We start from the raw sequence: 25,336 nt of genomic DNA, 5'->3' as shown, positions 1-25,336 counted from the left end.
TAAAGGATGATTCAATTTGTATAGAAAAATTACAATCGAGGAAATTAAGGCGAAATTTGAAGAGTCTGGGTACGAATTGTTAACAAAAGTATATAAAAATAATAGACAGCCTATAAAATTTAGATGTAAGTTGCACGGAGTTAAAGAGGTGGAATGGGGGAACTTTAGACGTGTAGACGTTGGTTGTTCCGAATGCCGAAATCAATTTAGGAGAAAAAAAGAAAAAGGGGTACCAATAGGTACAAAGCAAATTTTTATTATTGATGAAATAAAAGAAAAGATTGAAAAGTCTGGGTACGAATTATTAACAAAAACATATACGGGTAAAGAGCAATTTATAAAATTCAAATGTAAAACACATGGAATCAAAGAAGTGAGATGGTCAAATCTTAGACGATTAAAAATCGGATGTCTTGAATGTAGGAAACAACATAGAAAAGAAAGAGGTAAGAAATACACGAAAGTAGATTTAAATGAGAAAGAAAAAAAACTTGTTGGAAAGAAATATTCTCGTTTGGAAGTGTTAGGATTTCATTCAGTCTATAAAGATGGCAGAACTTTATTTGAATGCCAGTGTGATTGTGGAAAGAAAACTTTCGCAAGTGAAAGTCAGTTGTTTAGGAAGTTGAAACAAAGCTGTGGTTGTATCAGGAAGCGTCCTCGAAAATTCTTAGAGCTAAATGGTGAGCTTAAATCAATAAATGAATGGTCTGCTTATTTTGGCATTTCCAAATCCACATTTCAAAAGTATATTGCGAAGGGCTATACATATCAAGATTTATATTATAAAAAGTTAAACAAGAAAAGCTACTCGAAAAAGCTACAAAATAAAGATATGAATTATATTTTTAATAAGTTAAAGAAAATTTACCCTGAGGTTGAAAAGATAAAGCATAGAAGACATGACTTAGAAGTTTGTGGAAAGAGAATCTTAATTAAATATGCGAATGCAAATGAAAAAGGCAGAGCAAGTTTTACATATGTACAAACACAACGAAAAAACAAAGAAATTTATGAAAATGAAACAGTATTAAAAAACGGGAAGATAAAAGATATCAATGAACAAAGCTGTGATTATGTGTTGTATCTTGTGTCAAATGGAGCTGAGTATAACACTTGGATTATTCCTATTGAAGATATTAGAGAAGATGCACAAGGCGTTTCATTGGCAACAGGAAGAAGAAGTAAGTTTAGTATATATGAAGAAGCTTGGGATTCCATTTTTATAGATGAATTCGAGCAAATAGAATTGACTAAAACCGCCTAATATTATAGGTGGTTTTTTTATGTCATTTTTACCAACAACGAATAAGTAGGATTCTTAGAATCTAAAATAAATGGAATATATAAAACAGGTAATTTAAAAAATTTATTAAAAAGGTGGATTCTTATTATGAGTGAAGCAGTATATGATGTTGTAACAGAAAATATTATTAAAAAGTTAGAAGAAGGTACAATTCCTTGGAGAAAACCTTGGGTAGGCGAAGCGGTTGCAGTGAATTGGAAAACGCAAACTCCTTATCGTGGTATTAATCAATTTTTATTATCAAGTGGGGAATATGCAACGTATAAACAAATTAAAGAAGCAGGTGGAAGAATTAAAGAAGGAGAAGGTAAGAAATATAGTATCGCAGTATTATGGAAATGGATTAAGAAAAAGGGAAAGAAAGATGAAGAAAATGAAGAGGACACATATCCATTATTACGTTACTACAGAGTTTATGAAATTAATACGCAATGTGAGGGGATAGAAAGTAAGCGAGTAAATGAATCTTTTGAGCATGACCCTGTAGCAGAAGCTGAAAAATTAATTGAAGACTTTATGAATAAACCAGATATGACTTATAATCCTGGTTCGGCATTCTATCGCCCATCAATGGATGTCGTAAATGTACCACCAATGAAACATTTTCCGAATGTAGATGAGTTTTATTCTACATGTTTTCATGAATTGGTTCATTCAACAGGTCATAAAAGTCGCTTGAATCGAGCAGGTATCGTAGAACAGGCTAACTTTGGTGATGAAGTATATTCCAAAGAGGAGCTTGTTGCTGAACTTGGTGCATCTATGCTATCTGCAATTGCAGGTATTGATAATAGTACATTTGAAAACAGTGCGTCATATTTAAAAGGTTGGTTAGGAGCATTAAAAGGTGATTCTCGTTTAATTGTACAAGCAAGTGCCCAAGCACAAAAAGCTGTAGATTATATTCGAGGAATTAAATATGAAAATTAAGCCGAATCTTTGATTTGGCTTTTCTTACACACATTACAAAGTTATGAAGATAACTTTTAAAAAGGGAGAAATAGAGAATGGAACAGTTCGTTGGAGCAAAGAGATTAAAACCACTAAATGATTTTATTTTTAAAAAGATTTTTGGTGAAAACACGGATAAAGACTTGTTAATTGGATTTTTAAATTCAATTGTATCGTTCCGTATTGAAGATATTGAAGTAAGAGAAGAAAAGCTTACAAAGGAATCCTTAGTAGAGAAACAAGGTATTTTGGATATTAAAGCTATTACAAGTAAAAAGGAAAAGATTAATGTAGAAGTTCAACTGCTTAATCAGTATAATATGGTTCATCGAACTTTATTTTATTGGTCTAAACTATACACAGAAAACTTCAAGTCAGGACAAAACTTCAAAGAATTATCCAAAACAATTACCATCAATTTGTTAGGATTTGAAATGTTGGAGTTAGAATCATATCGTTCAACGTTCCATTTGTATGAGGATACTGAAAAATGTATGTTAACTGATTTATTGGAAATTCATTTCATAGAATTGCCTAAGTTTGATAAAATAGAGAATAAAGATTATTCAAACCCACTTCACAGATGGTTATTGTTCTTGAAAGAGGATGTACCTACCGAGGAATTGGAGGTGTTACGAGGAATGGATGGATTAATTAATAAAGCAGATAACAAATTAAATTATCTAAGTGCAGACGATGAAGTAAAGAGAGAATATGAGTTGCGTGAAAAACATTTATCAGATGAAAAGACTCGTATTGAAGGTGCGAGAGCAGAATCAAAGGAAGAAGGTAAGGAAGAAAAAGCAATAGAAATAGCAAAAAGTCTTTTAGACGTATTACCTGTATCAGAAATTTCAAAGCATACAGGGTTATCAGCGGAAGCTATTGAGGCGATAAAGAAACAAGTTTAAGAAGTTTTTATGTAAACCTACTCAATTACTGAGTAGGTTTTATTTTTTGCCCGCATCAATAATGGTAAAATAATGTAAAAGGAAGGTGTTGGATATGAAGAATGCAAATAAGGTACAAGAGGCAATAGAATTACTAAAAAGAACAACGAACGTAAAGGATGTATCTAAAACAACGGGGCTACAAAAAGAGACTATTATTCTATTAATCGAGTCGGATTCAGAAATGATAGAAAGAGTTATAAAGAGTTTCTTAAATGATAAGGGTTATGTTTTAGAAGAACCTTTTGTTAATGAATTGAAAAGGTCCATCGAATTAAGGGATAAATATTTATCAGACCAGAGAACACGGATGGAAGGTGCGGAAGAAGAAGGCATAAGAATGGGTATAGAAATTAGTAGGAAAATAGGTAGAGAACAAATAGCAATTAAAGTCGCAAAGAGTATGTTGGCAAAAAAACTGTCATTAGAAGAGATACTTACTATACAGAATTAGAAATGGATGTTTTGAAAGAGTTGAAGAATGAGTTGAATTGATTATGTCGTGCAAAAAACAACTATTCTTTTAAAGAAGGGATTGTATCTCTTCTTTTTTATTGTGTATTTTTACAAAAAATAATTTACTAAACGGAATTCATGTTATATACTATAGTCAATAGAAAAAGAATCGAAATAAAAAGGGGTTGCAAATTAAATGGTAGTAAATCTAAGCAAATTAAAAAAAGGTGACAGAATTAATGGTGTGTTTTTATTAAAAAATTTAAATGAGTCTATTGCACAAAATAAGAATCCGTATTTTAAATTCAACTTAGCAAATAAAACAGGTTCATTAGAAACGATTTGTTGGTCCATTACGGAAGAACTTCGTACTCTTTTTGAAAAAGATTTTCCAGTTGCTCATTTAACAGGTGTTGTTACAGAATATGGAGATAAATTGCAAGTTAAACTATCAACGATTAAAGAATCCACGGAATTTGATAAAGGTGATTTAGTTGAAACTGTTGCTATGGATGGAGATATCATTCGTGCTGAAATTGAATCAACAATTGAGAACATGAAAGATAAAGAGATTAAATTAATTACAAAGACAATCTTTGAACCATGTAAAGAAAAATTCTACGACCATGTTGCGGCCAAGAAATTTCACCATGAGGTTGTTGGTGGCTTGGGATATCATGTGTACACGATGTTACTATCAGCCAAGCAATTAGCTAAAATATATGGAGCAAATGAAGACTTACTTTGTGCAAGTATTATTCTGCATGATTTAGGGAAATTAATTGAAATTGAGAATCCCCTAAATCCCGCTTACTCAGTAGAAGGTAATTTGCGAGGTCATATTGCTATTATGGATACAGCTATTCATAAAACAGTTGTAAAGCTTATTCAAGAAGAAAAGTTGGACAAGAACAGTGAAGTACCAATGCTACTATCACATATGGTTCTTAGTCATCATGGGCAATTGGAGTGGGGTTCACCTGTTGTACCAAAAGTAAAAGAGGCACTTTTACTACATTTTATTGATTCTATTGATGCGAAGATGTATCAGGTAAATAAACACTTACCAAGTGCTGAATCAGGGGCAATGTTTAACATTCCAGAAATGAGAATCGACTTCTATAAGCCTAAATACTGCTAAACAAATAATTAAGAAGGGTTCCTTTTAGGGACTCTTTCTTTTAGGGGGTATACATATGAGTAAACGGGTGTCGTCAATGCAAGAGAAGATTTTAGAATTTGCAAAGAACCTTATAGATAATCCTGATAGCTATGAACACCTATCTACAGTGGAGCGACAACAGTTATTTGCTATGAGTAAGCTATATGCATTAAGGAACCAAGCAGATGATGAGGAAGTGGATTCTATAGGTGATGCAATTTACGACATAACTGTAGATAAACAGATTTATTATCAGTATAAATTGTTATTTAAATTACTAAGAGAATTTTTAGGAGAAAAGAGTTTAAAAGACTCTTTATTAAAGAGTTCTGAATTATTATGTCTTGTTAAGGAAAAAGAATCAGAGATAAATAACAGAATTCAATTACAAGTAGACCATGTGGATGCTATGAGAAAGTTAGTAGCAGAATCAAACCCGAGTGAAAAGAAAGAAATCCAAGAATAGGAGATATTGAGATATGAATAATCAATTGGTACTTATGCAAAATGATATTTTTCACGGATTAGTCGGAGAAGAAACAGAAGTTTATCTCAATGGTCATCCTATTTGTGTAGGAGATACTGTCAAAGTTATTTCAGAGCATAGTGATGTAGAAATAGTAAATGTAGTCTTTCAAGAAAAACAAGCCTTCAAAGTGATGGGAATTCATTCTGCACCTATTGAAAAATTAAGCATTGTTGAAATTTGTAAGAGCCATACCTCTCTACAAGCAGGTGACCAATTAAAGTTTCGATTAAGTGAAATTACAACGATTGGATACTCATTACAGGTTACTGCTGTTAAAACTTCAAATGAATGAAGAAGGAAGTGAGTCTTAATGGGATTTGTTAAAACCCAAATTTATTTTAGAGAAATGATGAATGCAATAGTTTTCCTGCAAGATGAAGAAAAACGAGCGATTCAGAAAGACTTTCGAGAACAAGGCTTATTCATATCACTCATGGAGGCAGAAGCGATTTGGTATACATATGGGTTAAATCATAGTGATTCAATTTGGAAGTCGTATAAAGAAGAAAAACAAAACATGGATATTAAAGAACTTATGGATATTTATGTTGAAATGTCTGAAGTAGAAAAAGATAGAAAGGAAAAATTTAGAAAAACTATCTAAAGAATATATAAATATGGAGGATTAACTGAATGATACCATTTAACTTAAAAGAAGATAATTATAAAAATCATCCATTGGACGGAAAATATGGAGTTATCACAGCAAATTCCAGTTTTGCAAATTACCCTGTAACAATCGTTGACAATAATCATGAAAAAGGAACTCTTACATTATGTCTATTACACTTGTCGGAAGAGGTAAGGCAGTATGTATCTTTAAGATTACATTATGATTTTCTATATAAAAGCTTCGTTTTTGATAAATCAGTATATCGAATTTACGAATATGAAAAAGAAGAGCTATCAAATGAAAAAATAATTAACATCTTGAAAAAAGTATTGTATTATATCCAACCATCCTTACAAGGTGGCTCATTAGTAGGTTCAAGTAGCGAACAAATAGAAGATGACCCTAATTATTATGCAGGTCACTATGTTTTAAATGATGAGCAAGAATATACAATTTTAAAATGTGGAGAAGAATATAGGTTCTACAGAGGAAATAAAAAATATTATCCAGATTGGAAAGATACTGAAGATAAAGACCTTCTCTATGAAGGGATAATTAATTTTGAAATTTATAAGATGTCTATAGAATTGGCGGGTCTAAGACGACAAATTGTAATGTATGCTAATCAAATATTAGACGATGAACAAGATGATTCTATTCAAAAATATAAAAGCTTAAGAAAACAACTGGAAAACGCATTAAATGAGGTCGTTAACTTTTAAGAACGTTTGAATGTATAGAAGGGAGAGTATGAAATGCAAAGTGAGTTCTTAAAACAAGCAACTATTTTTGATACAGCACCACTCTATCCAGGGAAACTTATCTATCTCATTGAACCGTCTCAATGTATTAGCTCTTCAGAAAAGGTACATAACGCATTAGTTAAATCGGTGACATCGACTGAGCTTACAATTATTCGTATTAATGATGATGATGAAGTAGAAGAAAAAACATATCCTGTTGAATATTTTGAAGGTATTGGAGCAATGAAGTTTGAGATTATTCCTAAAAGAGAAAAAGAAAAAAAATAATCTGTTACTAAGAATCGAAATGCAGGTATTGAGTATTTAGATTATATGGGGTGTATTTCAAAAAAAGAAGAAATCGAATTGTCTTATTTATATTTAGAGGGTTTTCGTTATCTTACAAAAGAACAAAATGGGAAAGTAAAGTTGTGGAGAAATCTTCCTAAACGATTTAAATTAGCAAAAGGAAGCTTCTGGACAGTGCAAGAAGGAGTATCGTATGAAGGGGATTGGTGTCGCCCTACACACGGAGATTACAACTTTACGAAGTGGGAAGATGCTCCTATCGCTATTAATGAGATTGTAGATGTGCGAGGTATTAAATAATTGTAAATAATAAATACATAATGTAAAAACAGAGAACAAATGTTGTCTGTTTTTTTATATTAGATGCAAACTATTAATATAATGTATAGATAATATAAAACCAGGTATAAGAAATTATGATTTATAAAGGAGAATGTACACATGAATAAATTAGGTAAAGCTTTAACAAAAGCAGAGACTATAGAATTGCAATATTTCTATTTAAGTGGATGTCGATATATTACCAAGGGAGGGTTTAATTATACTTCCGTATGGAGAGTGAAACCAACATTACAAAAAAAACATTCTTTCGATGTTTGGAGAGATGAATGTGATATTCATCCAGAAGGTGAATTTGCGAAATTTGGAATGTATGAATCTATCACTTTGGAAGATGGACCAATCTTGATATCAGATTTAGTAGATATTTCAGAGCTAAATGCATAACAAATCACGCAAGATGTAAACTCTACTATTAAGGCTGATTATTACTTATTTGCACCAAAAGATAAAAAGTTCTCTCTTTAGAGAGCTTTTTCTTATAAAACAGTAAATTTATTAAGAAAAAATGCGTAAAATAGTCTATCAAATTTATGATTGGGGGAATGTATGTGTCTGACTATTTTCAGAGAAACATGATTGAAATTGTGAAAAATGAAGAAATATATGAGTATCGTATAAAAGGGAATGTGCCACTTGCTACATATCCTATGATAATGCATGTAATTGAATCCTGGTTATTGGATTATCGTTTCAAGGATAAGAAAGGAGCAGAGAAGGAATTACAACCTTTTATTATGTGCTTAAAGCAGTATTCATTAAATAATAAAGAAGTAGAAAGGTATTGTATAAACAATGGAATACAATGGATAGAGAATGAAGTTGAAAACAAGAAAAGATTATTGGAATTTGGGATTGAGTACATAAAAGAAATAAATCTTTGGATTTTACCAAATCGTATTCATCAAAAAGAAACGTACTTATCATGCTCTTAATTGAGGGTATATGTATTAATAAAATTATTATGTTAACAAGTAACTGATGGAGAAATTAAACTTGGATGTTTATGGTCTTCATCTTTTTTATTACAATTACATTTGATAATTTATGACATTAACTTCTACAATTTATATAGTTGATTATACAAATAATTAAAGACACTGGAAACAAGCCAGTGTCTTTTTTAGAGTTTATAAAACCCCGTAATAATGTGTAACATTATATACTCTGTTATTTCCAGTTAAACCTTTATAGAAGTTAATGCTGTCTTGATACCAAGTCTTCTTTGAACTCTTATAGTGATATAAATTCCAACGAAGAGTGAAGTTGTTTGAAGAAACGGCCGACAATATTCCCGCCGCTATTGTTACACCAGCTGTTTTACCAGGATTTTTCTTAAAAACTGTAGCAATTAGGATTGCCCCTAATGTGACTGCTGTAGCTGAAATGACGTTAAATGAACCTTCATCATAATACTTAAAGTCATAGACACCGCCACCTTTATCTGAACCAATTGTAAAATCATTAAGCTGTGGTAGTGCCGTAATTCTTTTTTTAGTAACTACATTGTTTGCAATTAATTGACCGTCAAGAGTAATTTCGCCCTTGTTCATGTCATAAAGGGCTACTTTTCGTTCCTCTCCTTCACCAAAAGCAAATTCTCGGATTCCTTTGCCTAAATCCTCCTTGAATTCATAATTGTAATCAATTCCTTCAACTGTGAACGTTCCCTTATCACCAATGTCATCATTGTTTTTTGGTGGAAGAGGAATAAAGTTTTTCTGAGATGAGGTGTTAGTTTGGTTTTGAATATTCCCAACATTTTCTTCTGCACTCGCAACAGTTGCAAAGCTTCCCAAAAGCATAGTAGCGACAGTAGTGTTAGCTAATACTTTCTTTATTTTCAAATTAATACCTCCCTTTCAAGTAATACTATACAATATCTTCCAATATTAATCTACCATTTTTTTGGAATTTTTTAAATAATTTGTTATAATTGGATTTAGAATAGTAAAGGAGGGTCTTAAATGAACGAGAAGCTTATTAAGCGAATTCACTATATAAGTTTAGTAGCAATAATATTGTTAATTATTCCATCAGGTTTAAATCCATTTTACTTCAGTATTTTCTTTTTAGTTTTAGGAGTGAATATGATTAATGGAGGTTTAAGAGTTTATGAGCAGTCAAAGAAGAAGCATATTGTTCCGATAATATGCGGAGTAGTTGCAATAGGGTTTGGAATATATAGATTAGCCTTCTGATAGATGATGCAGAGTATTTGAATTTTTAAATACTCTGCATTTTTGTAGTTATCACAGATAATTCATATGTTCTTTTATTTTAAGAATATATAAAATTTCATTTACCGTAATTATAATAAAAAACAAAATAAACATTAGCAATAAGCTTACAAAGATTTTCTCTATGTTACAATGGATAAATAATAAAATGGCCTATAATTATTGGAGGTATCGGTGTAATGACTCAACAAAATAATAAATTCATGGAGCAAGCAGATGAGATGCTTGTTCCTTTTGAAGATGAGGCAAAGGCTACCATACTTATGTCAAGTTTGATGAATGTTTTCGCTCAAAATGGGATTGATGATATGGAACAAGCAAGAATGTTTGTCATGCAAGAAATTTTCAAAATGTTTGACAACCTTACATACACAAACCTTATTACGATTTATTCACTTACTTCTCAATTAAATAAGAACTTTGCTTCAGTGAAAACTCGAAAGAATACTCAAACAAATGAAAAGACATTTTATACAAAAGATGAGATGAAAAGGATAGCAAAAGAAAATTATAACAAAGGGAGAGAATATATTAATAATGGTAAGGAAATAAAAAAAGATATCTTTTCTATTCAAAATAAAGAGAGTTTAAAGGGAACCTCTTTTAAAAAGGGAGTAATAGAAGGAAGGAAAGAACTGCTGAATGAGATTAAAAATGGAGACTATCCTAAACTTGTAGAAAAGTTATTCATGAAAAAGTTTGATGAAGGCTATGAAAAAGCTAATGAAGAATTTAGAACCGTAGGATTTCAAAAAGCGTATCAACGAGGATATGAAAAGGGAATTTCTGAAAAAGGGGGAACGATTATAAACTCACCCATGCAATTGTCCCAGAAAGATGAGTATACAAAAGGATTTAAAGATGGATTTGAAAAAGGAAAAGAACTACGCATTAAAGAACTAAGAAAAATGAGAGAATGGAATTAAGACATAATTGAGTAATTAATATATCGGAGGTAGCGGATAATGACACAGGAAAACAATGAATTTATAGAACAAGCTAATGAAATACTTTCTCCATTTGAAGAGGAAATTCGAACTACTATACTTATGTCGAGTTTGATGGCTGTTTCTGCACGAGATGGGATAAAGAATATAGAGCAAGCAAGAGTATCTATTATTCAAGACATTATAAACAGACTTGACTCACTCAATTATACTAATCTTGTTACTCTCCATATACTTTCCTATCAATTTAAGAACAATGATGACTCAGTAAAGAAGCAACGATTTGTAAAAAATGAAGAGAAAACATTCTATACAAAAGAAGATGTGCAGAGAGTTGCAAAAGAAAATTATAACAAAGGTGTTATTGAAGGTGAAAAATCACTTCTAAATGAAATTAAAAATGAAAATTACCCTGAATTAGTTCAAAATCTTTTCATGAAAAAGGTTGAAGAGGGTTATAAAAAAGCTAATGAAGAGCATCGAACAATAGGATTCCAAACAGCCTATCAGCGAGGATTTAAAGAAGGGCTTGAAAAAGGAAAGGAGCTTCGTATAAAAGAGTTGAGAAAAATGAGAGAATGGGAGTAATAAGAAAGACAAGTAATCATTACTTGTCTTTTATTGTGTAATTTAAATTCCCCTTTATTAATTCTTACAGATATACAGCTTCAAATGGAACATCTGCAATTACTTCATCTTCCTCTAACGAAACCTCAATAAAATCCGAGTAGTTATAACGTCTTTTCCTTCTCGAACGTTTCTTTTTTATGACATGTAGCTGTAGCAAATATAATACTACATACGAAAATATGACCATGAAAGGAAGGGATATGTTATGTACTGGATACTCACCACCGAGGAAGAAGTAAATCAAGTAAAAACACTATTGAATATATTGAACGACTATACACAAAAAATACAAAATGTAAGTGAGAAATCGCTTAAACAAAAGATAAAGCAGGACTTTAAAAAAGAATTGAAAGATAGGGGACCAATTTTGATTTTTGATTTAATAAGTAGGATTGGTAACCAGTTGTATATACCTATACATATATATCGCAAAATAATAAGTAAAAATAAAGACTCAATAGAGTTAAACAGGAAATTAGCTTATGAATTTTCAAAAAAGTTAATTCGTGATTCTGCAATGGAAAAAGAACCATTACAGGAGTTAGAAATGAAGGATATGAATAGGGAAGAATTAATTATTATTACGACTTTTATATATATGTTTTATGAAATAGATAATGTAAAAGAAGTTATAAAAGATACAAATGAAGTTGCTATGATTCACATAAAGAAAAGATTTGAAATCACGTGGAAAACGAAGATGTATTGGAAATTTAAATTAGTTGATATACTTGAAGGTCTTAAATCTAAATAATATTTATTTGATTCGCAACCTGGAGATTTTACAATGGTAAAGATGGCGTTTGAAACAGTAGATAACGAATAAAAGATATATCTATTATGGTATTCGATTAACAAAAAAGATTTTAAATCAATCCCTTACGAGGGTGTTTTTGTCCAAATACCCGAAACAGGGGATTTAGCTTGATTCATTAGAAATTTATACATCATGTCAAAAAGTACATATTTACGAATCCCAACCCTATAAATTTGCTATAATTATACTGGAAGTTTTATACATAAAAATGAAGGGAGGAAATTAATTGGGACAAGTACGTGTTGACCCAGATAAATTAGAAGCATCTGCGAATTCCATGTCACGAAATAGAGAAGATATGGAAAGAGTAATTCGAGAACTTTTACAAGTCACGTTCGAATTACAGATGTCTTGGGAAGGGATGGCGAATCAACGGTTTTTCGATGAATTTTTTTCAAAAAAGAGGAGTATGGATGATTTAGTTAAGCATTTACATCATACTGAACTCGAACTAAAGAAATCGGCAAGAACATTCCGTGAAGTTGATGAAAAAGCGTATGGGAATTTCAATCTACTCAGTAATCTATCAGACGCCTTTCTGCGAGGAAGCGGGAGAGCTACAGGGGACACTATTTTTAATCCGTTAAAAAAAGCGTGGAAACAAACCTCCGGCTTTTTCGGACACTTAGTTGACAATCCAATGGACGCAATGGAAGATGCAAAATATGGACTTAGGGACTTTGTGGAGAGTTCTATTGATGATACGCAAGAGGAATTTAGAGATAAATACGAATTTATTAAAGATATGAGGAAGAATCCTATTGGAACATTAAAACATAAGTGGGACGAGGAATTCCAAGAGATGCATGCTATGCGAAATGTTATGTCAGATTGGTATGTAGAGAACATAGAATATGGAAATGCAGAAAGTATCACAGAATCGATAGCATACGGAGCGACTACTTTAGCATTTTTGGGACTTGTTACAAGGGGTACTGGTGCTGTAGGAAATGGTGCGAGATGGGGAAGAAGTTTACCTTCTATGTCTGAATTTCAATTAGGAAGTCGTTTGGAAACTGCTTATGCCTATGGTAAGATGAATTATAAAATAGATACTATTAAGCCTTTAGATACATATTGGTTTGCAAAAACTTCAAGTGCAGTAAAAAGAAATACACCAGGTGCAGTGACTTCAAGTTTTAACCTTGAACGGAGTTTAGGTACTCAAAAAAAGCTAATGTACAATGATGGTGCTATTGGTGTTATTCCACAAGAAGTTCGAGAAAAATTAATAGGAAGAGAATTTAGTTCGTTTGATGAATTTAGAAAAGAGTTTTGGAAAACCGTTGCTGAATCAAGTTATGCGGAAGAATTTAATCGCATGAACAAGATGAGGATGATGGAAGGTAAAGCACCTTATACTCCAGAATCACAGCAATATGGAGAACACAAAGTATATGTCTTACACCACAAACAACCCATTCATCAAGGTGGCGATGTCTATAACCTTGATAACTTAATCATTGTATCTCCTAAGACTCATCAAACCATATTAGATCCTTCTTATCATTTTGGGAAAAAAGGGCTATAAATTATAGGGGGAAGATAACATGAATAGTAAAATGACTAAAGAAGAGCTTATTAAACTTGTAGAACAAATATGTGACCCTAAATTGCCAGATGAGTTGGGTAGTAAGTATATTGATATCTTAAAAGAGAATGTACCTCACCCAGCTCCAAGTGACTTAATCTTTTGGGATTTTAGAGACTTAACACCCGAAGAGATAGTAGAGATTGCGTTGAATTACAAAGAAGAAAAAAAGTAGGATAATATGTAAATGATAAGATGGGGCCTTTATGGAATCTGTTTTATTTTATAACCAGGAAATCTATTTAGGATAACTTTGCCCATCCCTCAGGGGAATAAGCTTAATTCATAATAAAATTAATAGTTAATTCCCCCATTTCGGGGATTTTGGAAAAAACAATTGAAAACATTGAAGTAGCAGAAAAAAACACTACCAAAAGAATTAGAAGTAAAGTCAAAAGAAGAAAAGATAAAAGTAATCTTTATCTCTACTCATAAGAAACATTTTGCTGAATTTTATGTATTCCTAAGTGAGAGACAGTTGAATCCAGTAGAGCAAAAAGTCGAACTTGTAAAAGAGTGATGATAAATTGATAGAGAAAAGAACAGTATTCATACTGTTCTTTTGTTGTTGCTCATTTTTTCATAAGAAGAGAGAAATACTCTACTACCTGTAGTCCATCTGTTTTGCTTTCTTTACCTCTACGAATAAACTTATGTGGTCGCAAATTTGTTATATCTGTAAGACATGTTATAAGCATCCACTCTGTAAATGAAAGCTTAAATTTTAATAGATTTTCAAATATATTCACTTCCGTATACGCAATCAATACAATGGCTGTTAGTAATGTAAACATTACACCACCCAAAGATATAATGATTTGTTTTAATGGATGCGTATTCTTAGGTACATCATATCTGCATCTTCCTTTGAAACCCCAAGAAAGTGTAAATTTTTTAATTCGAAATATATTTTTACCTGAACCCATTTCAAATTCTGCAATTGTTCCTTTATTTAGCAATACCATACACGCATGACCTAATTCATGAATAAATGTAGTGAGGTACAAAGCTATTAAACCTTTTATGAAACATAATACACCTAAAAATACATACGTCATATAAAATCTCCTCCTAAATTTAATTCGTTTCGAATACCTACTTTTATACATTCTTATATTATATAACAGGAATGTTATTCTGATAAATCTAACGTCAAAAAAACATATCTCTCTAAAAAAGGAGTAAGATTAAGATAGGAAAATAAACAAGAAACCCCGTCTTCATATATGAACGGGGTTTTTATTTTGATTTGAAACACTTTTCCTGTTCTTTAAAACATTCTCAATGATTATTAAATTAAGTTGTAAATTATACACTTAATTTAATACTAAATTTAGAGTTGTTTTTAGTTCTGTTTTTGTGATAGTATATAATTATCATATTGAACGGAGATGGAATCATGAAAATACCTAACCTACATCAATTAATTATCAGTCTAACGGATTTTAAAAAGAAAATAACAGATATTATTAACAAGAAAGAAACGAAAGTTATTATGAAGAATAACGAGCCCATTGCTGTATTTATGCCTTATTCCGAATATCATTCAATGGATAATCAGATAAAATCAACAGGGGAAGATATTACGTTGCCAAATGGCGTACAGATTAAGGTAGTTGTTGATACTAAAGGAGACGATATTTTTAGAGATACTATTACTATTAAGACGTATATAAAAATGAGAACTTCAGGAGAGTACAAATTACATTTTACTCAACATTTAAGTGCTCCCGATGCAGAATCTAATTTAACGAGCGAAGAATACATAGCATATACAGATGAGAAATATAACAACAAAGAGAATTAGTCATTATTCTAACGAAAACAGGGAGAATCTATTGTAGGTTCTCTTTTTTTATTTCATCTCTTTAATATAATGGACTTTTCTTTCACTCGGATGAGTAATACAATTGTAAGTAGTATATTGAAATGTACACCTTTTATAACTTAAACTTTTGATTAATAAAGTAGCTCTATTCGCGAAAAATCACTATAATGAATATAGGGAAGTGCAATATGACAGTAAGATTAAAACCACTAAATGATGTTATTTTTAAGAAGCTTTTTGGGGAAGAAGATAGTTTAGATTTTTTAGAGGGCTTTTTAACAGCATTATTAGGATTTGAAGTAACTGACTTACTTATAGAATCAGAAAAATTAAGTATTGAAAATATTAACGACAAACAAGGCATTCTTGATATCAAGGCTACTATGTCCCAAACAAAAGAAAAGATTAATATTGAAGTCCAATTATCGAATCAACACAATATGATTGAAAGAACTCTGTTTTATTGGTCGAAACTCTATACAGAGAACTTTAAAAAGGGCGAAGATTATACTACTTTAACAAAAACCATAGCAATTAATATTCTTAATTTCGATATGCTACCAATCAATAATTTTCATTCCAAGTATCAATTATTTGAGAGTCAAGAAAAAACACTTCTTACAGAGCTATTAGAAATTCATTTCATTGAGTATCCTAAGTTTAAGAAGTATACTGCTGACTTGAATAATAACCTTCATAGATGGCTACTCTTTTTACAAGAAGATGTTCCTGAGAAAACTTTAGAGGAGGTAATTGAAATGGATAAAACGATTGCCAAAGCTGAAAGCAAATTAAAACGCTTGAGTGCAGATGAGGAAACAAAACGGATGTATGATTTGCGTGAAAAATTCCTCTCTGATACTAAAACTCAAATTAATGGAGAAAAGAGAGAAATAGCAAAAAAACTCTTAAAAAAATATAAAGCCATGTCAATAAGTGATGTTGCTGAAATGACAGATTTACCAATTGACCAAATTGAACGATTAGAAAGAGAAGTTCGACCATAAGACAAAAAAGGGAATCTATTGTAGATTCTCTTTTTTCATTTCAAAAATTACAATTTTATTTTTATGTTAACTATAGTCAATAAATGTGTTATTATGTAGTTACTTAATGTAAAAGGGATGTACCGATGAGCAGTGTACAACGAGACATGATTGAATACCATGCTCAAACAGCCGTAGCAATTCAAGATTTCATGTAGGAATGAAAATCTTTTAAGAACAAAAAGAAAGAACATACTGCGAAAGAATACTCACTATAATATAGATAAGTATTTTATTGATTCAATAGTAATGATAGAAGAAAGGATGTTGAGGGCAATGATTGAATTTATAGGAGGAGCAATAGGACAACTTTTTCTTTTAATCCCTTCCAAGAAACAAAAAATATTTAAGAAAAAGTTTTATATATTAAAACAAAAGGAATGGTTCAAGAATAAATACAGCTCAGGAATTTTATTTGATAATCAGGTTAAAGAGTTTATTGTTAATTATGATATTGATAATATGGTAAAAAGTGATTCGGAAATTGAAATATTCAAGAAAAAACTGAATGAATTATTATTAAAAAATGATGTAAGATAAGGTGTTATTGGAATAAAATATTTGAATTTTAACCCTAAATCACTAAAAAAGCGAAACTAATGTTATTTCAAAGTTTCAGTATAATGTCAAATTTTATTTTAAAAAGAACTTCCTGTTATTAAAATTTTGGGTCAGTTACTACAATACTTTTTTTAAAAGAACTACATGTTATCAAATTATGCTTAAGGTATAGTATACCTATTTATAAAGAGAACTATATGTTATTAAATAGATGTAAAACCATCACATCAAAAACAAAATATTTATTATTAAAAGAGATGATGTTATTAATTTAAGTATATGATTCATCCTGAAAAACTTTTTTGTTATTACAAAGAATTTAAAGTATTATTTACTACCATATAAAAAGAACTTCCTGTTATTGAAACACCAGGCTTGTTAGATATCATCTATAAAAAACTAAATGTTATAAAAACGTATGTACAGCTTATTTTCTTGAATATTTACATTACACTTATTTGTTATTGAAATTTATTAGACCCAACAGTTCTCTCTCCATTCCATTTGTGAAATCGAGTACGGGCTGTTTTTTAATTTTTCTCCATCCCAATCTTTATGCTCTGACAGCCATTGTTCACCTAATGCAAATAGAGCATCAATATCACCTTTAGAACGTGCTTCTAATGTACATAGACCTGTTGTGCCACGTTCATATAATTGAACCGTTTAATAGCCAAAATATTGACTCACATAGCAATATACATCCTGGTTTACTTTTTGGTACACATTAAACGTAGATGTATAGTACCATCCTTCTTTTTCTGAGATTCCAAAATAAAACATCCGTAAAAACCCCTTCATTTACTAAATTCTATACGTTATTTTACCACAAGAAAGATAGAGAACAAGACATTTGTTGACTTAAGGTAAAATATATTTTACTATAAATGTGTAATACATAGACAGGGGTTGTATTTGATTGATGAAAATATCAATAGGAAAACTAACCGACTTTGCAAAAGAATTCTTGAGAAAAGAATATGATATTTCTTTTGTGGTAAATATCGAAATATCGAAAAGAATGACTCGTAGATTCGGGATTTTTTATGGTGAAATAAACGAGTATACAGGAGAACGTACACCTAAAGTGATTCGGTTATCTGAGAATCTACTCTTATACCATGAGAAGGAAGCCATTTTCGATATTTTAAAGCATGAATTGATTCATTATGCCTGTTTTGTAAATGGAAAGCCCTATACAGATGGTAGCTCTTACTTTAAGCAAGAACTACAACGATTAGGGGTATTAGAATCAAAAAAATATCCTTATAAAGGAATTGTATATTATTATGAATGCAAAAAATGTGGGTACTCCTTTTTTCACCGAATGAAACATTTTGAAAAGAAATATCTTCATAATCATTGCAATGGACAATTTCGTTTTATAGAGGAAGGAATCTTGAAATAGAATTGATTATTAATAGAGAAGAGAGGGGAAAGACATGAAATTCTCAGTAGAAGAATTAAGCGCAATTGCAAAAGACTTTTTACAAGAAGAATATGGACTTCCATTAACCATAAATATTGAAATTAGTTCTAAAATGACATCTACTTTTGGAGTGTTTTATGTGAAAAGCGTAAAAGAGAGAGTTCCTAAAGTAATTCGCTTGTCTAAAAACCTTATAATTCATCAAGAAAAAGATATTATTATTGACGTTTTAAAGCATGAATTGGTCCATTATGCTTGTTTTATACAAGGAAAACCCTTTAGGGATAAAGATACTTATTTCAAACAAGAATTAGCAAGGGTTGGCTCTTCAAGAACTCGAACATATGAATTTAAAGGGAAAGTATATTGCTACGAGTGTAAAAAATGCGGAGAAACCATACATGCTCGAATGAAAGGGTATGAAAAAAAGTATGTTCACAGAAATTGTCGTGGAAAATTCAAGTTTATAGGAGAGGGCATAGGGGCTTAAATGTATTAAACCCTATGAGTTTTATAAACTCTCATGATTTATAAATTGAAATAGGAGGATGCACAATGGATTTTAAGGGATTTAAAAGTAAATTAGTGGGGCAATTAAAAGATTGTTTTAAACGTGTGGAAACAAACACCTCCCAAAAGAATAAAAATAAGAAAGAGCAGGGAGGCAATTGATATGTCATTCGGAATCCATACAGAACTATCAGTTAAAAAAGCAGGTTCAATAGAGGAATGTATCAATATATTAAAAGACCTACAAGTTATGCAAGCTTGTGAAGTGGGAGAAACAGGATTTGACTTAGCATTAAGGAGTCTTTATCCTGGAGAACATTTAATTGTAGAAGATAATAAAGGAAACGAAATCAAGGTCAGTAAAATCAAACAGAAGAGAGAGCGTTATTCATGACAACAACTACATTTTTCAAACGTGAACAAAAACCAATTCGTGGTCTAACTGAAGAACAATTAAAAGAAGCTTTTATGCTCTATGAAGAAAAAGTGGCCAATGATATTTTTAGCGAAATCGCTTTAGAATATGGAGTTGAATTTACTGATGAAAAAACTAAAGACTTTTTACAAGTCTTTATTAATAAAGCAATGACACAAGGAATGGAATTGGCGGGTAATCCTTCTTTAGTTACGGACTACTATAAAGAGCAGAAACAGATTGAAACAGATAATAGACGTGGGGTAATTGATGTAACGGATAATACATTCTATCCATGTGGCATAGGGGAACACTGGCTAACTCTTTCAATTATATTAAAGGGGAAATACAATCATCTACATGAGGCATTTATTCAGCTTATGTATTTACATAAAGGAGGGGTAGGTCAGTTCAATGGTATTACAAGAGAGTATTTAGATGAATTCATTATGAAAACCTTTCAGTTTGTCGGTGAATTACAACCTATTCAGGAACATATAGCAGATGCTCGTTAACCATCTGTATTTGCTTAAAAAGAGAAGAGAAGGGAAGTGTAATCTAATGAATACAAAATTAAAAGAAGGACAAGTTGTAACATCTGATGATTTCATTAAAGGTAATACTAAAGATGGCATTATATATGTTGGTCAGTATAGTAATGAATGGGTTTATGAAAAGTTTTTAGGAAAATATGATTTTGTACATGGAGAGCCCAATAACGATGAATCTCGTGGTCAAAGACAATACCTAATATTGAATGTAAAAGAATCTCTACCTTATTTTACGGTTGGAAATCGAACAACTTCCTATGAAAATCGAATTCTTGCAATTGAATTAAATGAAGATGGTACATACGATGAAAATAATCAAAAAATCTCTTTCACAACTGCGGGATGTTTTACAGGAGCAATTTCTGAATCTAATATCTGCATTGTAGCAGAAATGAAAAAGGTTTATGTTAGACAAGAATTATAGATTTTATAAATAAGCTCTCTATTAGGGCTTATTTTTTATTTTATTATGCATATAATACGGAGATATGATAAAACAGGTATTGATTAAAATCAATTAATTAAAAGGGAGAGAATTATGATGGAAAACACTTATTGGAATAGAAATGGTAAATATCAAAAGGAATTGGATAAACTTGATGGATTAATGCCGAATATCGGAATGACATCCAATCAATATATGAACTTATTCATTACTGCAAGTAGCGTGTATTATGATGTTTACAACAATGGTGGATGTAATCTTGCCGATTGCTATGAGGAAAAAATAAGGGAATATATTATGCCCTTTGCTGATGATATTAAATCTTTACGATTAAACGTTCAAATGAAAACACTGATTAGAAACTTCAAGAATGAAAAGAAATTAGAAGCGTTTATGGATGAAGTTATTTTATATTTACAAGACAAGGATTTGAATTTTGAAGTATTCCGAGTATTCTTTAGTAATGAAAAAGAAGAGTTATCAAAGAATATGAAAGAAGGCCTTTCAGAAGTAACTTTTGGTCTACAAGAAGATTACGATGATTGGGTAAATCATCGAGTAGACAATTGGAAATTCACATGGGTAGAATAAGTTATGAAATAAGCTCTTTATAGGGCTTATTTTTTTATTTATTATATAATAAGAACAGATAATTAACAGACAGGTATTCATTAAAACTAATGAGTGAGCAAAAAGGGAGAGAGTTCATATGAAAAACATTTACTGGAACGGAAATGGTAAATGTCAAAAACAATTAAATATATACGATGGATTAAAACCAAACATTGGCATAACATTAAATAAACATATGAATTTATTTATAACTGCATCAAATGTGTATTATGATGTCCATAAAAATGATGGATGTAATCTGTTAACTTACTATGATGAAAAAATAGAAAAATATATTATACCATTTGCTAATGACATTCACTCTTTACGATTAAATGTTCAGATGGACCTGCTAATTAAAAACTTTAAAAACAAAAAGAAATTAGAAGCATTCATGGATGAAGTTATCTTATATTTACAGGATAAAGATTTAACCTACAAAAAATATAGCGTATTTTCCAATTATCAAAATAAAGAACTATGTAAAGAAGCAAAAGAAGGTTTTCAAGAAATCTCTTTTGGAAATGAAAACAATTATAATAATTGGGTGAATCACAGAGTCACAAATATGCAGTATATATTCGTAAAGTAAATTGAGGATATTGCTTACATACATAATTATCTATTATCAAAAACATTTAGACCTCTTGTTGAGGTCTTTTTTATATACAAAGCATAAATTCAACCATCGTTTAACAATCAACTTCACGAACAAACAATCCAAGGTTAAATATTTGCAGATTGGATAACTTTATCAAAACCCTAAAAATTCAACATGAAAAGTTTATAATCAAAAAGAGGAGGGATTATGATTGTTTTTATCGATTTTTTATTTATTCCGAAAACGTAACTTTTCGGAATAAATAGGTGTATATCTCATTAAGTAAAGAATACTTATCGTTTTGAGACGACAAAAAGAAATGAATTTAACATCGTTTGGTTTCTTTTTTATATTTCTGTAATGCCATTACCCAATCTATGTTTCTTTTGATTGGTGGATTTGTATTATGGTCTATGAAATACAATTTCTCTAATTCCTCATGTGCTAATCGTTGTTTTCTGGCATTCACCAATATATCTCTAAGCGATTCGTTTTGCAAAGATTCTTGTGATAACAATAAAGCAAATTCATCTCGCTTGTATTTATTCCATGGCTTCTCAAGATTCAGGTACTGAGCCAGTTTCCACTTCACAACCTCATGGTTTTCTAAACTTACGATGATTTCTTCTTTTGACCACATAGTTACATCTCCTTAATAGCTACTATTCATCATTATCAACATAGTGATACAGTTTCATTCCAACAGACATAAAAAAAGACACTGAAATGAATCAATGTCTTACTTTTGCAATGCTTGATATTTATACTTCTCGCACAACGGAATTATTTGATTGTATAAAATCGCTTTATAGTCCTGGAATTCTCCTTCAAAAACATTAACACCCCATAATGTTTTATTTACAGCATGATTTACAATTGCACAATCGCCTCTTAAAAAATCAGTATGAATAAAGCGTTCTCCTCCAGTAAACGATTTAAAGCCCAACACTATTAAACTCAAAACTGCCTGATTTGGAATACGAACAATATACCTTACATTCAGATAACTTAGCGTTGTGTATGCACAACTCAATTCAACAATTGTTCCTTCTGGTAGTTCTCCAAATAAATCATTCTCTAAAAATGTATGAAACTTTTCAAATACCTCCACTGAAACATCTGCATCTTCCGATAATTTCTCTTTAAAATCAATCATTATAAAATCCTCCTGTGTTTATACTTAAAATGAATCATTGTCTTGATTTTGTATCAAATATCATCCTAATAAGGACTTATTTTGATGGGAATATTACAATCTCATCTTCAAAAGCATCTAAGATTTCTCCTGAAGATAATTGGATTTTATACATTCTACCAACATCTTCAAGGTCAGCTTCTTCCTTTGTTAGCATTCTTAAAACAGTAAATGATTTTCCATTATGTTTTAGTAAATCACTTTGTGTTGTTTTGAATCCTTCCAAGAAATATGTAGAATCTATTCGAGCTTGTTGAACAAATTCATTTTCTGGAATATGATATTTCTCAAGTTTGTTCATATTATTTAAGCCAATAATGAAATATGCATATTTTTTATAATCACATTTAATGTTTCCTAATCGTTCTTGAATTTCTTCTTCAGTTAATAATCGAACAGTTTTCTCCTTTACAACTATTCCTCCAAAATCTTCATCTGTTTCTTCATCAAATACATAAATTTCTGTGTCGTTAGCATGTAAAGAAACATCAATATCTGTAATAAGTCCAATATTGTCTCCATTTGTTGTTACGAATTGTAGTTCTTTTAATTTTGTCATTTTATTCTCTCCTTGTTTTATACGAATTTGAAATTCACCTGTTATTTATATATCTATTCATTATAGATGAGCACAAAATACAATATTCAAGATTGCATTAAAAGACTAAAACTTCATTCTCTCCTTATTCACATGGTTTTTGAAAACTATAAGTAAATTATATTTTACAAGATTTAATTATTAATGTAAACTATAGTTAATGAAAAACATGAGGTGATAGAACGTGAGCAAAGAAATTGTGCTATATAGAAAGTATGGTGTGTTTTCTCTTTCTTCAGAAGCTGTGCAATGGTTAATGAAAGAACGAAACTGGTCTTGTACTACTTTTACCGAGGAGCATAAACCTTTAGATGCTAATGTAGATATTATTTATAAGACTCCAGGAACAAAGTTTGGATATGTGAACGAAGGCTATCATATTAACTGGTTCAAACATAAAGAAAATGATATTGCTTTCCGTACAAATACAGATGTCATTGATGTTATTAGAACGCTTGGAGCCGATGCCAGTAATGACTATGACTATTTATTAGAAGAAAAAGTAAATCCATTCGAAATTGTAGCGATTCCTACTGGATGTCGTTGGAGAATTAAATGTCATGATGGTTTTGAAAGTATTGCTATTCAACAAGAAATGGAGTATTAAACATGATTCCATTCATTCACACTGTTCATCATTTTATTAGTACCCAATATCCATTTTTAATGTGGATGATTTATGCAATCGCCACGATTTTACTTGTTCTTATGATAATAGATATAGATATTAAAAGAATTACACCTAATAACAAGGTTCGTATTGTATTGATTGCAGGATGCGTATTCTTTACGCTACTACTTCTGCTATTTGTTAAAGAAATAAGATGAGATTATGGAAACTGATACGCGATATAGAGTAATGGAAGAAACAAAAACTGACAAAACAATAATTGCAGATAATTTATCTTATCTAACTGCACTTGATCCCCTTTCAAAGATAAGTGCTCAATTTCCTGAAAGACGATTTTATATGGAGCCATCTTCAAACATTGTGAATCTACACATACAGGTCGGGAATATACCGAATTTAAAAGATGGTAGAACCTTTGACCAAAGTACAAAAACAACGTATCATTTACTTGATATGCGAATGATGGATGAATTACTAAAACAAATGAACATAAATGCACTTCAAATTGGTGACCAATTGGAGATTCAAATAAAGATTAACCGTAAGTAATTCGAATTAAATCATAAAAATAAAATAACCCTCTTTTAGAAAGGATTATGACATGATTCAATTAAATGCTTCTACACAAGAATTCTTAGAACAATACGCACCTTATTTAAAGGTTCGTAAAGATAAAATAATGATTAAATCTCGTGAAGGGAATGTAACAGTTCCATCTAAATTGTATCCCCTCACTAATAAGCGTACAATTGCTTTCTTCTGTTTCGCTAATACAAAACCATTAACACCTGAAGTCGAGCATTTTGAGACGATTAAGAAGGCTTTTGATGAACAAGAGCTAATGACTGGATATTGCTATCGAAATACAGAACGAGTATATGCAGGTCTTTTAGAATCAGGTATTCCCCAAGAAGATTTAAAAACATATGTAGGTTGGCTTTTATCAGGAAGTCGTCCTGTTCATCACTGTTGGTTAGTCTATAAGGATGAGTATCTATTCGATGGCAGTACCTTTGTTGCAGACTTGCAAGCACGAGAAATGATTCATGAACAAAAAATCACTGACATGCAAAAACAACGAGAGTTACTAACAGAACTTATGATAGAGAACATGAAACGACCTAATTCTGAGACAAGAGCATTCGGAAAAGCTCTTCCAACCTATGAATATGTCGGGACTGTCTGTGTGCCAAACGATGGCCGTAAAATTTACAATGACCTAATTGATGCACATCCAAACCATCCTTCTTATAATCAAGCAGGGCAAAATCCACATGGAGCATCAAAAACACAGGAAATGCTGTACAAGAAGCTCAATAACAAATAGTAAA

Annotated in this window: 38 protein-coding genes; 33 read left to right on the top strand and 5 right to left on the bottom strand. The window is 30.8% G+C overall.

What is annotated here, in order from left to right:
* The first annotated feature begins 16 nt into the window (after window positions 1–16).
* The 13 genes from CQ064_RS09365 to CQ064_RS09305 all read left to right on the top strand — a co-directional run bounded on the left by CQ064_RS09365 (window position 17) and on the right by CQ064_RS09305 (window position 8,293).
* On the top strand, window positions 17–1,267 hold the full coding sequence (locus CQ064_RS09365) for a hypothetical protein (RefSeq protein WP_000285944.1): 1,251 nt from the start codon (window positions 17–19) through the stop codon (window positions 1,265–1,267).
* A 126-nt stretch (window positions 1,268–1,393) separates the two neighbouring features.
* The gene (locus CQ064_RS09360; RefSeq protein WP_001287634.1) at window positions 1,394–2,236 is read left to right on the top strand and encodes an ArdC family protein; all 843 of its coding nucleotides are present in this window, start codon (window positions 1,394–1,396) and stop codon (window positions 2,234–2,236) included.
* Window positions 2,237–2,313: 77 nt separating this feature from the next.
* Window positions 2,314–3,168, top strand: coding sequence for an Rpn family recombination-promoting nuclease/putative transposase (locus CQ064_RS09355; RefSeq protein WP_000434761.1), 855 nt, complete (start codon window positions 2,314–2,316; stop codon window positions 3,166–3,168).
* A 94-nt stretch (window positions 3,169–3,262) separates the two neighbouring features.
* Complete coding sequence (locus CQ064_RS09350; protein WP_000786239.1) at window positions 3,263–3,661, top strand: hypothetical protein; 399 nt, start codon at window positions 3,263–3,265, stop codon at window positions 3,659–3,661.
* Window positions 3,662–3,859: 198 nt separating this feature from the next.
* Window positions 3,860–4,804 (top strand): 3'-5' exoribonuclease YhaM family protein, encoded by a 945-nt coding sequence (locus tag CQ064_RS09345; protein ID WP_000261311.1) that lies wholly within the window; start codon window positions 3,860–3,862, stop codon window positions 4,802–4,804.
* A 55-nt stretch (window positions 4,805–4,859) separates the two neighbouring features.
* Window positions 4,860–5,291 carry a hypothetical protein gene (locus CQ064_RS09340; protein WP_000044818.1) on the top strand — a complete coding sequence of 144 codons (432 nt, stop codon included), beginning with the start codon at window positions 4,860–4,862 and terminating at the stop codon, window positions 5,289–5,291.
* Between the two features lie 13 nt (window positions 5,292–5,304).
* On the top strand, window positions 5,305–5,646 hold the full coding sequence (locus CQ064_RS09335; RefSeq protein WP_001064687.1) for a hypothetical protein: 342 nt from the start codon (window positions 5,305–5,307) through the stop codon (window positions 5,644–5,646).
* Window positions 5,647–5,664: 18 nt separating this feature from the next.
* Window positions 5,665–5,958, top strand: coding sequence for a hypothetical protein (locus CQ064_RS09330; protein WP_000508140.1), 294 nt, complete (start codon window positions 5,665–5,667; stop codon window positions 5,956–5,958).
* A 29-nt stretch (window positions 5,959–5,987) separates the two neighbouring features.
* On the top strand, window positions 5,988–6,689 hold the full coding sequence (locus CQ064_RS09325; protein ID WP_000612093.1) for a hypothetical protein: 702 nt from the start codon (window positions 5,988–5,990) through the stop codon (window positions 6,687–6,689).
* A 33-nt stretch (window positions 6,690–6,722) separates the two neighbouring features.
* On the top strand, window positions 6,723–6,998 hold the full coding sequence (locus CQ064_RS09320) for a hypothetical protein (RefSeq protein WP_001190314.1): 276 nt from the start codon (window positions 6,723–6,725) through the stop codon (window positions 6,996–6,998).
* Window positions 6,999–7,076: 78 nt separating this feature from the next.
* Window positions 7,077–7,319 (top strand): hypothetical protein, encoded by a 243-nt coding sequence (locus tag CQ064_RS09315; protein ID WP_232292963.1) that lies wholly within the window; start codon window positions 7,077–7,079, stop codon window positions 7,317–7,319.
* A gap of 141 nt (window positions 7,320–7,460) precedes the next feature.
* A complete protein-coding gene (locus CQ064_RS09310; RefSeq protein ID WP_001037224.1) occupies window positions 7,461–7,745 on the top strand; it encodes a hypothetical protein in 285 nt (94 codons plus the stop codon).
* Between the two features lie 158 nt (window positions 7,746–7,903).
* A complete protein-coding gene (locus CQ064_RS09305; protein WP_372584671.1) occupies window positions 7,904–8,293 on the top strand; it encodes a hypothetical protein in 390 nt (129 codons plus the stop codon).
* Between the two features lie 195 nt (window positions 8,294–8,488).
* Here CQ064_RS09305 and CQ064_RS09300 read toward each other — a convergent pair whose 3' ends face one another.
* Complete coding sequence (locus CQ064_RS09300) at window positions 8,489–9,205, bottom strand: hypothetical protein (protein WP_000694487.1); 717 nt, start codon at window positions 9,203–9,205, stop codon at window positions 8,489–8,491.
* A 120-nt stretch (window positions 9,206–9,325) separates the two neighbouring features.
* Here CQ064_RS09300 and CQ064_RS09295 point away from each other — a divergent pair, with 120 nt between their 5' ends.
* From CQ064_RS09295 to CQ064_RS09270, 6 genes are all read left to right on the top strand, one after another.
* Window positions 9,326–9,559, top strand: coding sequence for a hypothetical protein (locus tag CQ064_RS09295; RefSeq protein ID WP_001003238.1), 234 nt, complete (start codon window positions 9,326–9,328; stop codon window positions 9,557–9,559).
* 218 nt (window positions 9,560–9,777) lie between these two features.
* The gene (locus CQ064_RS09290) at window positions 9,778–10,524 is read left to right on the top strand and encodes a hypothetical protein (RefSeq protein ID WP_000193747.1); all 747 of its coding nucleotides are present in this window, start codon (window positions 9,778–9,780) and stop codon (window positions 10,522–10,524) included.
* 39 nt (window positions 10,525–10,563) lie between these two features.
* Entirely contained in the window at window positions 10,564–11,133 is a 570-nt protein-coding gene (locus CQ064_RS09285; RefSeq protein WP_000191282.1) for a hypothetical protein, read from the top strand.
* Between the two features lie 247 nt (window positions 11,134–11,380).
* Complete coding sequence (locus CQ064_RS09280; protein ID WP_000289861.1) at window positions 11,381–11,929, top strand: hypothetical protein; 549 nt, start codon at window positions 11,381–11,383, stop codon at window positions 11,927–11,929.
* 289 nt (window positions 11,930–12,218) lie between these two features.
* Window positions 12,219–13,523, top strand: coding sequence for a WXG100 family type VII secretion target (locus CQ064_RS09275; RefSeq protein WP_000532003.1), 1,305 nt, complete (start codon window positions 12,219–12,221; stop codon window positions 13,521–13,523).
* 19 nt (window positions 13,524–13,542) lie between these two features.
* The gene (locus CQ064_RS09270) at window positions 13,543–13,758 is read left to right on the top strand and encodes a bacteriocin immunity protein (RefSeq protein ID WP_001086227.1); all 216 of its coding nucleotides are present in this window, start codon (window positions 13,543–13,545) and stop codon (window positions 13,756–13,758) included.
* A 397-nt stretch (window positions 13,759–14,155) separates the two neighbouring features.
* Here the strand turns inward: CQ064_RS09270 and CQ064_RS09265 are convergent, their stop codons facing one another.
* Entirely contained in the window at window positions 14,156–14,641 is a 486-nt protein-coding gene (locus CQ064_RS09265) for a site-2 protease family protein (RefSeq protein ID WP_000222808.1), read from the bottom strand.
* Window positions 14,642–14,982: 341 nt separating this feature from the next.
* Here CQ064_RS09265 and CQ064_RS09260 point away from each other — a divergent pair, with 341 nt between their 5' ends.
* From CQ064_RS09260 to CQ064_RS09215, 10 genes are all read left to right on the top strand, one after another.
* Window positions 14,983–15,390: a type II toxin-antitoxin system Phd/YefM family antitoxin gene (locus tag CQ064_RS09260; protein ID WP_000701306.1), complete on the top strand. Its 408-nt coding sequence runs from the start codon at window positions 14,983–14,985 to the stop codon at window positions 15,388–15,390.
* A gap of 209 nt (window positions 15,391–15,599) precedes the next feature.
* Window positions 15,600–16,418: an Rpn family recombination-promoting nuclease/putative transposase gene (locus CQ064_RS09255; RefSeq protein WP_000218427.1), complete on the top strand. Its 819-nt coding sequence runs from the start codon at window positions 15,600–15,602 to the stop codon at window positions 16,416–16,418.
* 315 nt (window positions 16,419–16,733) lie between these two features.
* On the top strand, window positions 16,734–16,997 hold the full coding sequence (locus tag CQ064_RS09250; RefSeq protein ID WP_000569056.1) for a hypothetical protein: 264 nt from the start codon (window positions 16,734–16,736) through the stop codon (window positions 16,995–16,997).
* A 943-nt stretch (window positions 16,998–17,940) separates the two neighbouring features.
* Window positions 17,941–18,426 carry a SprT-like domain-containing protein gene (locus CQ064_RS09245; protein ID WP_000703231.1) on the top strand — a complete coding sequence of 162 codons (486 nt, stop codon included), beginning with the start codon at window positions 17,941–17,943 and terminating at the stop codon, window positions 18,424–18,426.
* A gap of 34 nt (window positions 18,427–18,460) precedes the next feature.
* On the top strand, window positions 18,461–18,937 hold the full coding sequence (locus CQ064_RS09240) for a SprT-like domain-containing protein (protein ID WP_000672879.1): 477 nt from the start codon (window positions 18,461–18,463) through the stop codon (window positions 18,935–18,937).
* A gap of 183 nt (window positions 18,938–19,120) precedes the next feature.
* Window positions 19,121–19,351, top strand: coding sequence for a hypothetical protein (locus CQ064_RS09235; protein ID WP_000007812.1), 231 nt, complete (start codon window positions 19,121–19,123; stop codon window positions 19,349–19,351).
* A complete protein-coding gene (locus tag CQ064_RS09230) occupies window positions 19,348–19,887 on the top strand; it encodes a hypothetical protein (RefSeq protein WP_000214163.1) in 540 nt (179 codons plus the stop codon). The genes CQ064_RS09235 and CQ064_RS09230 overlap by 4 nt, the downstream gene beginning before the upstream one ends.
* A gap of 46 nt (window positions 19,888–19,933) precedes the next feature.
* Window positions 19,934–20,347, top strand: a complete 414-nt coding sequence (locus tag CQ064_RS09225; RefSeq protein WP_001093222.1) for a hypothetical protein — start codon at window positions 19,934–19,936, stop codon at window positions 20,345–20,347.
* A gap of 117 nt (window positions 20,348–20,464) precedes the next feature.
* Window positions 20,465–20,959 (top strand): hypothetical protein, encoded by a 495-nt coding sequence (locus CQ064_RS09220; RefSeq protein WP_000432384.1) that lies wholly within the window; start codon window positions 20,465–20,467, stop codon window positions 20,957–20,959.
* 118 nt (window positions 20,960–21,077) lie between these two features.
* Window positions 21,078–21,572 (top strand): hypothetical protein, encoded by a 495-nt coding sequence (locus tag CQ064_RS09215; protein WP_000790565.1) that lies wholly within the window; start codon window positions 21,078–21,080, stop codon window positions 21,570–21,572.
* Window positions 21,573–21,906: 334 nt separating this feature from the next.
* Here CQ064_RS09215 and CQ064_RS09210 read toward each other — a convergent pair whose 3' ends face one another.
* From CQ064_RS09210 to CQ064_RS09200, 3 genes are all read right to left on the bottom strand, one after another.
* Window positions 21,907–22,221: a hypothetical protein gene (locus tag CQ064_RS09210; RefSeq protein WP_000269713.1), complete on the bottom strand. Its 315-nt coding sequence runs from the start codon at window positions 22,219–22,221 to the stop codon at window positions 21,907–21,909.
* Between the two features lie 99 nt (window positions 22,222–22,320).
* Window positions 22,321–22,737, bottom strand: a complete 417-nt coding sequence (locus CQ064_RS09205; protein ID WP_000564860.1) for a hypothetical protein — start codon at window positions 22,735–22,737, stop codon at window positions 22,321–22,323.
* 76 nt (window positions 22,738–22,813) lie between these two features.
* Complete coding sequence (locus CQ064_RS09200) at window positions 22,814–23,335, bottom strand: hypothetical protein (protein WP_000163756.1); 522 nt, start codon at window positions 23,333–23,335, stop codon at window positions 22,814–22,816.
* Between the two features lie 223 nt (window positions 23,336–23,558).
* On the opposite strand from CQ064_RS09200, the gene CQ064_RS09195 reads away from it, so the two are divergent.
* The 4 genes from CQ064_RS09195 to CQ064_RS09180 are packed head-to-tail and all read left to right on the top strand — an operon-like array spanning window position 23,559 to window position 25,332.
* Complete coding sequence (locus CQ064_RS09195) at window positions 23,559–23,981, top strand: hypothetical protein (protein ID WP_000031614.1); 423 nt, start codon at window positions 23,559–23,561, stop codon at window positions 23,979–23,981.
* A gap of 2 nt (window positions 23,982–23,983) precedes the next feature.
* Entirely contained in the window at window positions 23,984–24,202 is a 219-nt protein-coding gene (locus CQ064_RS09190; protein ID WP_000611974.1) for a hypothetical protein, read from the top strand.
* A gap of 4 nt (window positions 24,203–24,206) precedes the next feature.
* Entirely contained in the window at window positions 24,207–24,554 is a 348-nt protein-coding gene (locus CQ064_RS09185; RefSeq protein WP_000447073.1) for a hypothetical protein, read from the top strand.
* 52 nt (window positions 24,555–24,606) lie between these two features.
* The gene (locus tag CQ064_RS09180) at window positions 24,607–25,332 is read left to right on the top strand and encodes a hypothetical protein (protein WP_000615454.1); all 726 of its coding nucleotides are present in this window, start codon (window positions 24,607–24,609) and stop codon (window positions 25,330–25,332) included.
* Window positions 25,333–25,336 lie beyond the last annotated feature (4 nt).

Origin of the sequence: Bacillus sp. MYb78 (assembly GCF_002975115.1) — a bacterium.
Taxonomy (GTDB): domain Bacteria; phylum Bacillota; class Bacilli; order Bacillales; family Bacillaceae_G; genus Bacillus_A; species Bacillus_A cereus.
This window is presented reverse-complemented; position numbering and strand designations above follow the sequence as displayed.

Excerpts from the sequence above, each read along its gene's own strand:
- CQ064_RS09360 (WP_001287634.1), top strand. The coding sequence starts at position 1,394 with ATGAGTGAAGCAGTATATGATGTTGTAACAGAAAATATTATTAAAAAG.
- CQ064_RS09355 (WP_000434761.1), top strand. The coding sequence starts at position 2,314 with ATGGAACAGTTCGTTGGAGCAAAGAGATTAAAACCACTAAATGATTTT.
- CQ064_RS09350 (WP_000786239.1), top strand. The coding sequence starts at position 3,263 with ATGAAGAATGCAAATAAGGTACAAGAGGCAATAGAATTACTAAAAAGA.
- CQ064_RS09345 (WP_000261311.1), top strand. The coding sequence starts at position 3,860 with ATGGTAGTAAATCTAAGCAAATTAAAAAAAGGTGACAGAATTAATGGT.
- CQ064_RS09340 (WP_000044818.1), top strand. The coding sequence starts at position 4,860 with ATGAGTAAACGGGTGTCGTCAATGCAAGAGAAGATTTTAGAATTTGCA.
- CQ064_RS09335 (WP_001064687.1), top strand. The coding sequence starts at position 5,305 with ATGAATAATCAATTGGTACTTATGCAAAATGATATTTTTCACGGATTA.
- CQ064_RS09330 (WP_000508140.1), top strand. The coding sequence starts at position 5,665 with ATGGGATTTGTTAAAACCCAAATTTATTTTAGAGAAATGATGAATGCA.
- CQ064_RS09325 (WP_000612093.1), top strand. The coding sequence starts at position 5,988 with ATGATACCATTTAACTTAAAAGAAGATAATTATAAAAATCATCCATTG.
- CQ064_RS09320 (WP_001190314.1), top strand. The coding sequence starts at position 6,723 with ATGCAAAGTGAGTTCTTAAAACAAGCAACTATTTTTGATACAGCACCA.
- CQ064_RS09310 (WP_001037224.1), top strand. The coding sequence starts at position 7,461 with ATGAATAAATTAGGTAAAGCTTTAACAAAAGCAGAGACTATAGAATTG.
- CQ064_RS09305 (WP_372584671.1), top strand. The coding sequence starts at position 7,904 with ATGTATGTGTCTGACTATTTTCAGAGAAACATGATTGAAATTGTGAAA.
- CQ064_RS09295 (WP_001003238.1), top strand. The coding sequence starts at position 9,326 with ATGAACGAGAAGCTTATTAAGCGAATTCACTATATAAGTTTAGTAGCA.
- CQ064_RS09290 (WP_000193747.1), top strand. The coding sequence starts at position 9,778 with ATGACTCAACAAAATAATAAATTCATGGAGCAAGCAGATGAGATGCTT.
- CQ064_RS09285 (WP_000191282.1), top strand. The coding sequence starts at position 10,564 with ATGACACAGGAAAACAATGAATTTATAGAACAAGCTAATGAAATACTT.
- CQ064_RS09280 (WP_000289861.1), top strand. The coding sequence starts at position 11,381 with ATGTACTGGATACTCACCACCGAGGAAGAAGTAAATCAAGTAAAAACA.
- CQ064_RS09270 (WP_001086227.1), top strand. The coding sequence starts at position 13,543 with ATGAATAGTAAAATGACTAAAGAAGAGCTTATTAAACTTGTAGAACAA.
- CQ064_RS09265 (WP_000222808.1), bottom strand. The coding sequence starts at position 14,641 with ATGACGTATGTATTTTTAGGTGTATTATGTTTCATAAAAGGTTTAATA.
- CQ064_RS09260 (WP_000701306.1), top strand. The coding sequence starts at position 14,983 with ATGAAAATACCTAACCTACATCAATTAATTATCAGTCTAACGGATTTT.
- CQ064_RS09255 (WP_000218427.1), top strand. The coding sequence starts at position 15,600 with ATGACAGTAAGATTAAAACCACTAAATGATGTTATTTTTAAGAAGCTT.
- CQ064_RS09250 (WP_000569056.1), top strand. The coding sequence starts at position 16,734 with ATGATTGAATTTATAGGAGGAGCAATAGGACAACTTTTTCTTTTAATC.
- CQ064_RS09245 (WP_000703231.1), top strand. The coding sequence starts at position 17,941 with ATGAAAATATCAATAGGAAAACTAACCGACTTTGCAAAAGAATTCTTG.
- CQ064_RS09240 (WP_000672879.1), top strand. The coding sequence starts at position 18,461 with ATGAAATTCTCAGTAGAAGAATTAAGCGCAATTGCAAAAGACTTTTTA.
- CQ064_RS09235 (WP_000007812.1), top strand. The coding sequence starts at position 19,121 with ATGTCATTCGGAATCCATACAGAACTATCAGTTAAAAAAGCAGGTTCA.
- CQ064_RS09230 (WP_000214163.1), top strand. The coding sequence starts at position 19,348 with ATGACAACAACTACATTTTTCAAACGTGAACAAAAACCAATTCGTGGT.
- CQ064_RS09225 (WP_001093222.1), top strand. The coding sequence starts at position 19,934 with ATGAATACAAAATTAAAAGAAGGACAAGTTGTAACATCTGATGATTTC.
- CQ064_RS09220 (WP_000432384.1), top strand. The coding sequence starts at position 20,465 with ATGGAAAACACTTATTGGAATAGAAATGGTAAATATCAAAAGGAATTG.
- CQ064_RS09215 (WP_000790565.1), top strand. The coding sequence starts at position 21,078 with ATGAAAAACATTTACTGGAACGGAAATGGTAAATGTCAAAAACAATTA.
- CQ064_RS09210 (WP_000269713.1), bottom strand. The coding sequence starts at position 22,221 with ATGTGGTCAAAAGAAGAAATCATCGTAAGTTTAGAAAACCATGAGGTT.
- CQ064_RS09205 (WP_000564860.1), bottom strand. The coding sequence starts at position 22,737 with ATGATTGATTTTAAAGAGAAATTATCGGAAGATGCAGATGTTTCAGTG.
- CQ064_RS09200 (WP_000163756.1), bottom strand. The coding sequence starts at position 23,335 with ATGACAAAATTAAAAGAACTACAATTCGTAACAACAAATGGAGACAAT.
- CQ064_RS09190 (WP_000611974.1), top strand. The coding sequence starts at position 23,984 with ATGATTCCATTCATTCACACTGTTCATCATTTTATTAGTACCCAATAT.
- CQ064_RS09185 (WP_000447073.1), top strand. The coding sequence starts at position 24,207 with ATGGAAACTGATACGCGATATAGAGTAATGGAAGAAACAAAAACTGAC.
- CQ064_RS09180 (WP_000615454.1), top strand. The coding sequence starts at position 24,607 with ATGATTCAATTAAATGCTTCTACACAAGAATTCTTAGAACAATACGCA.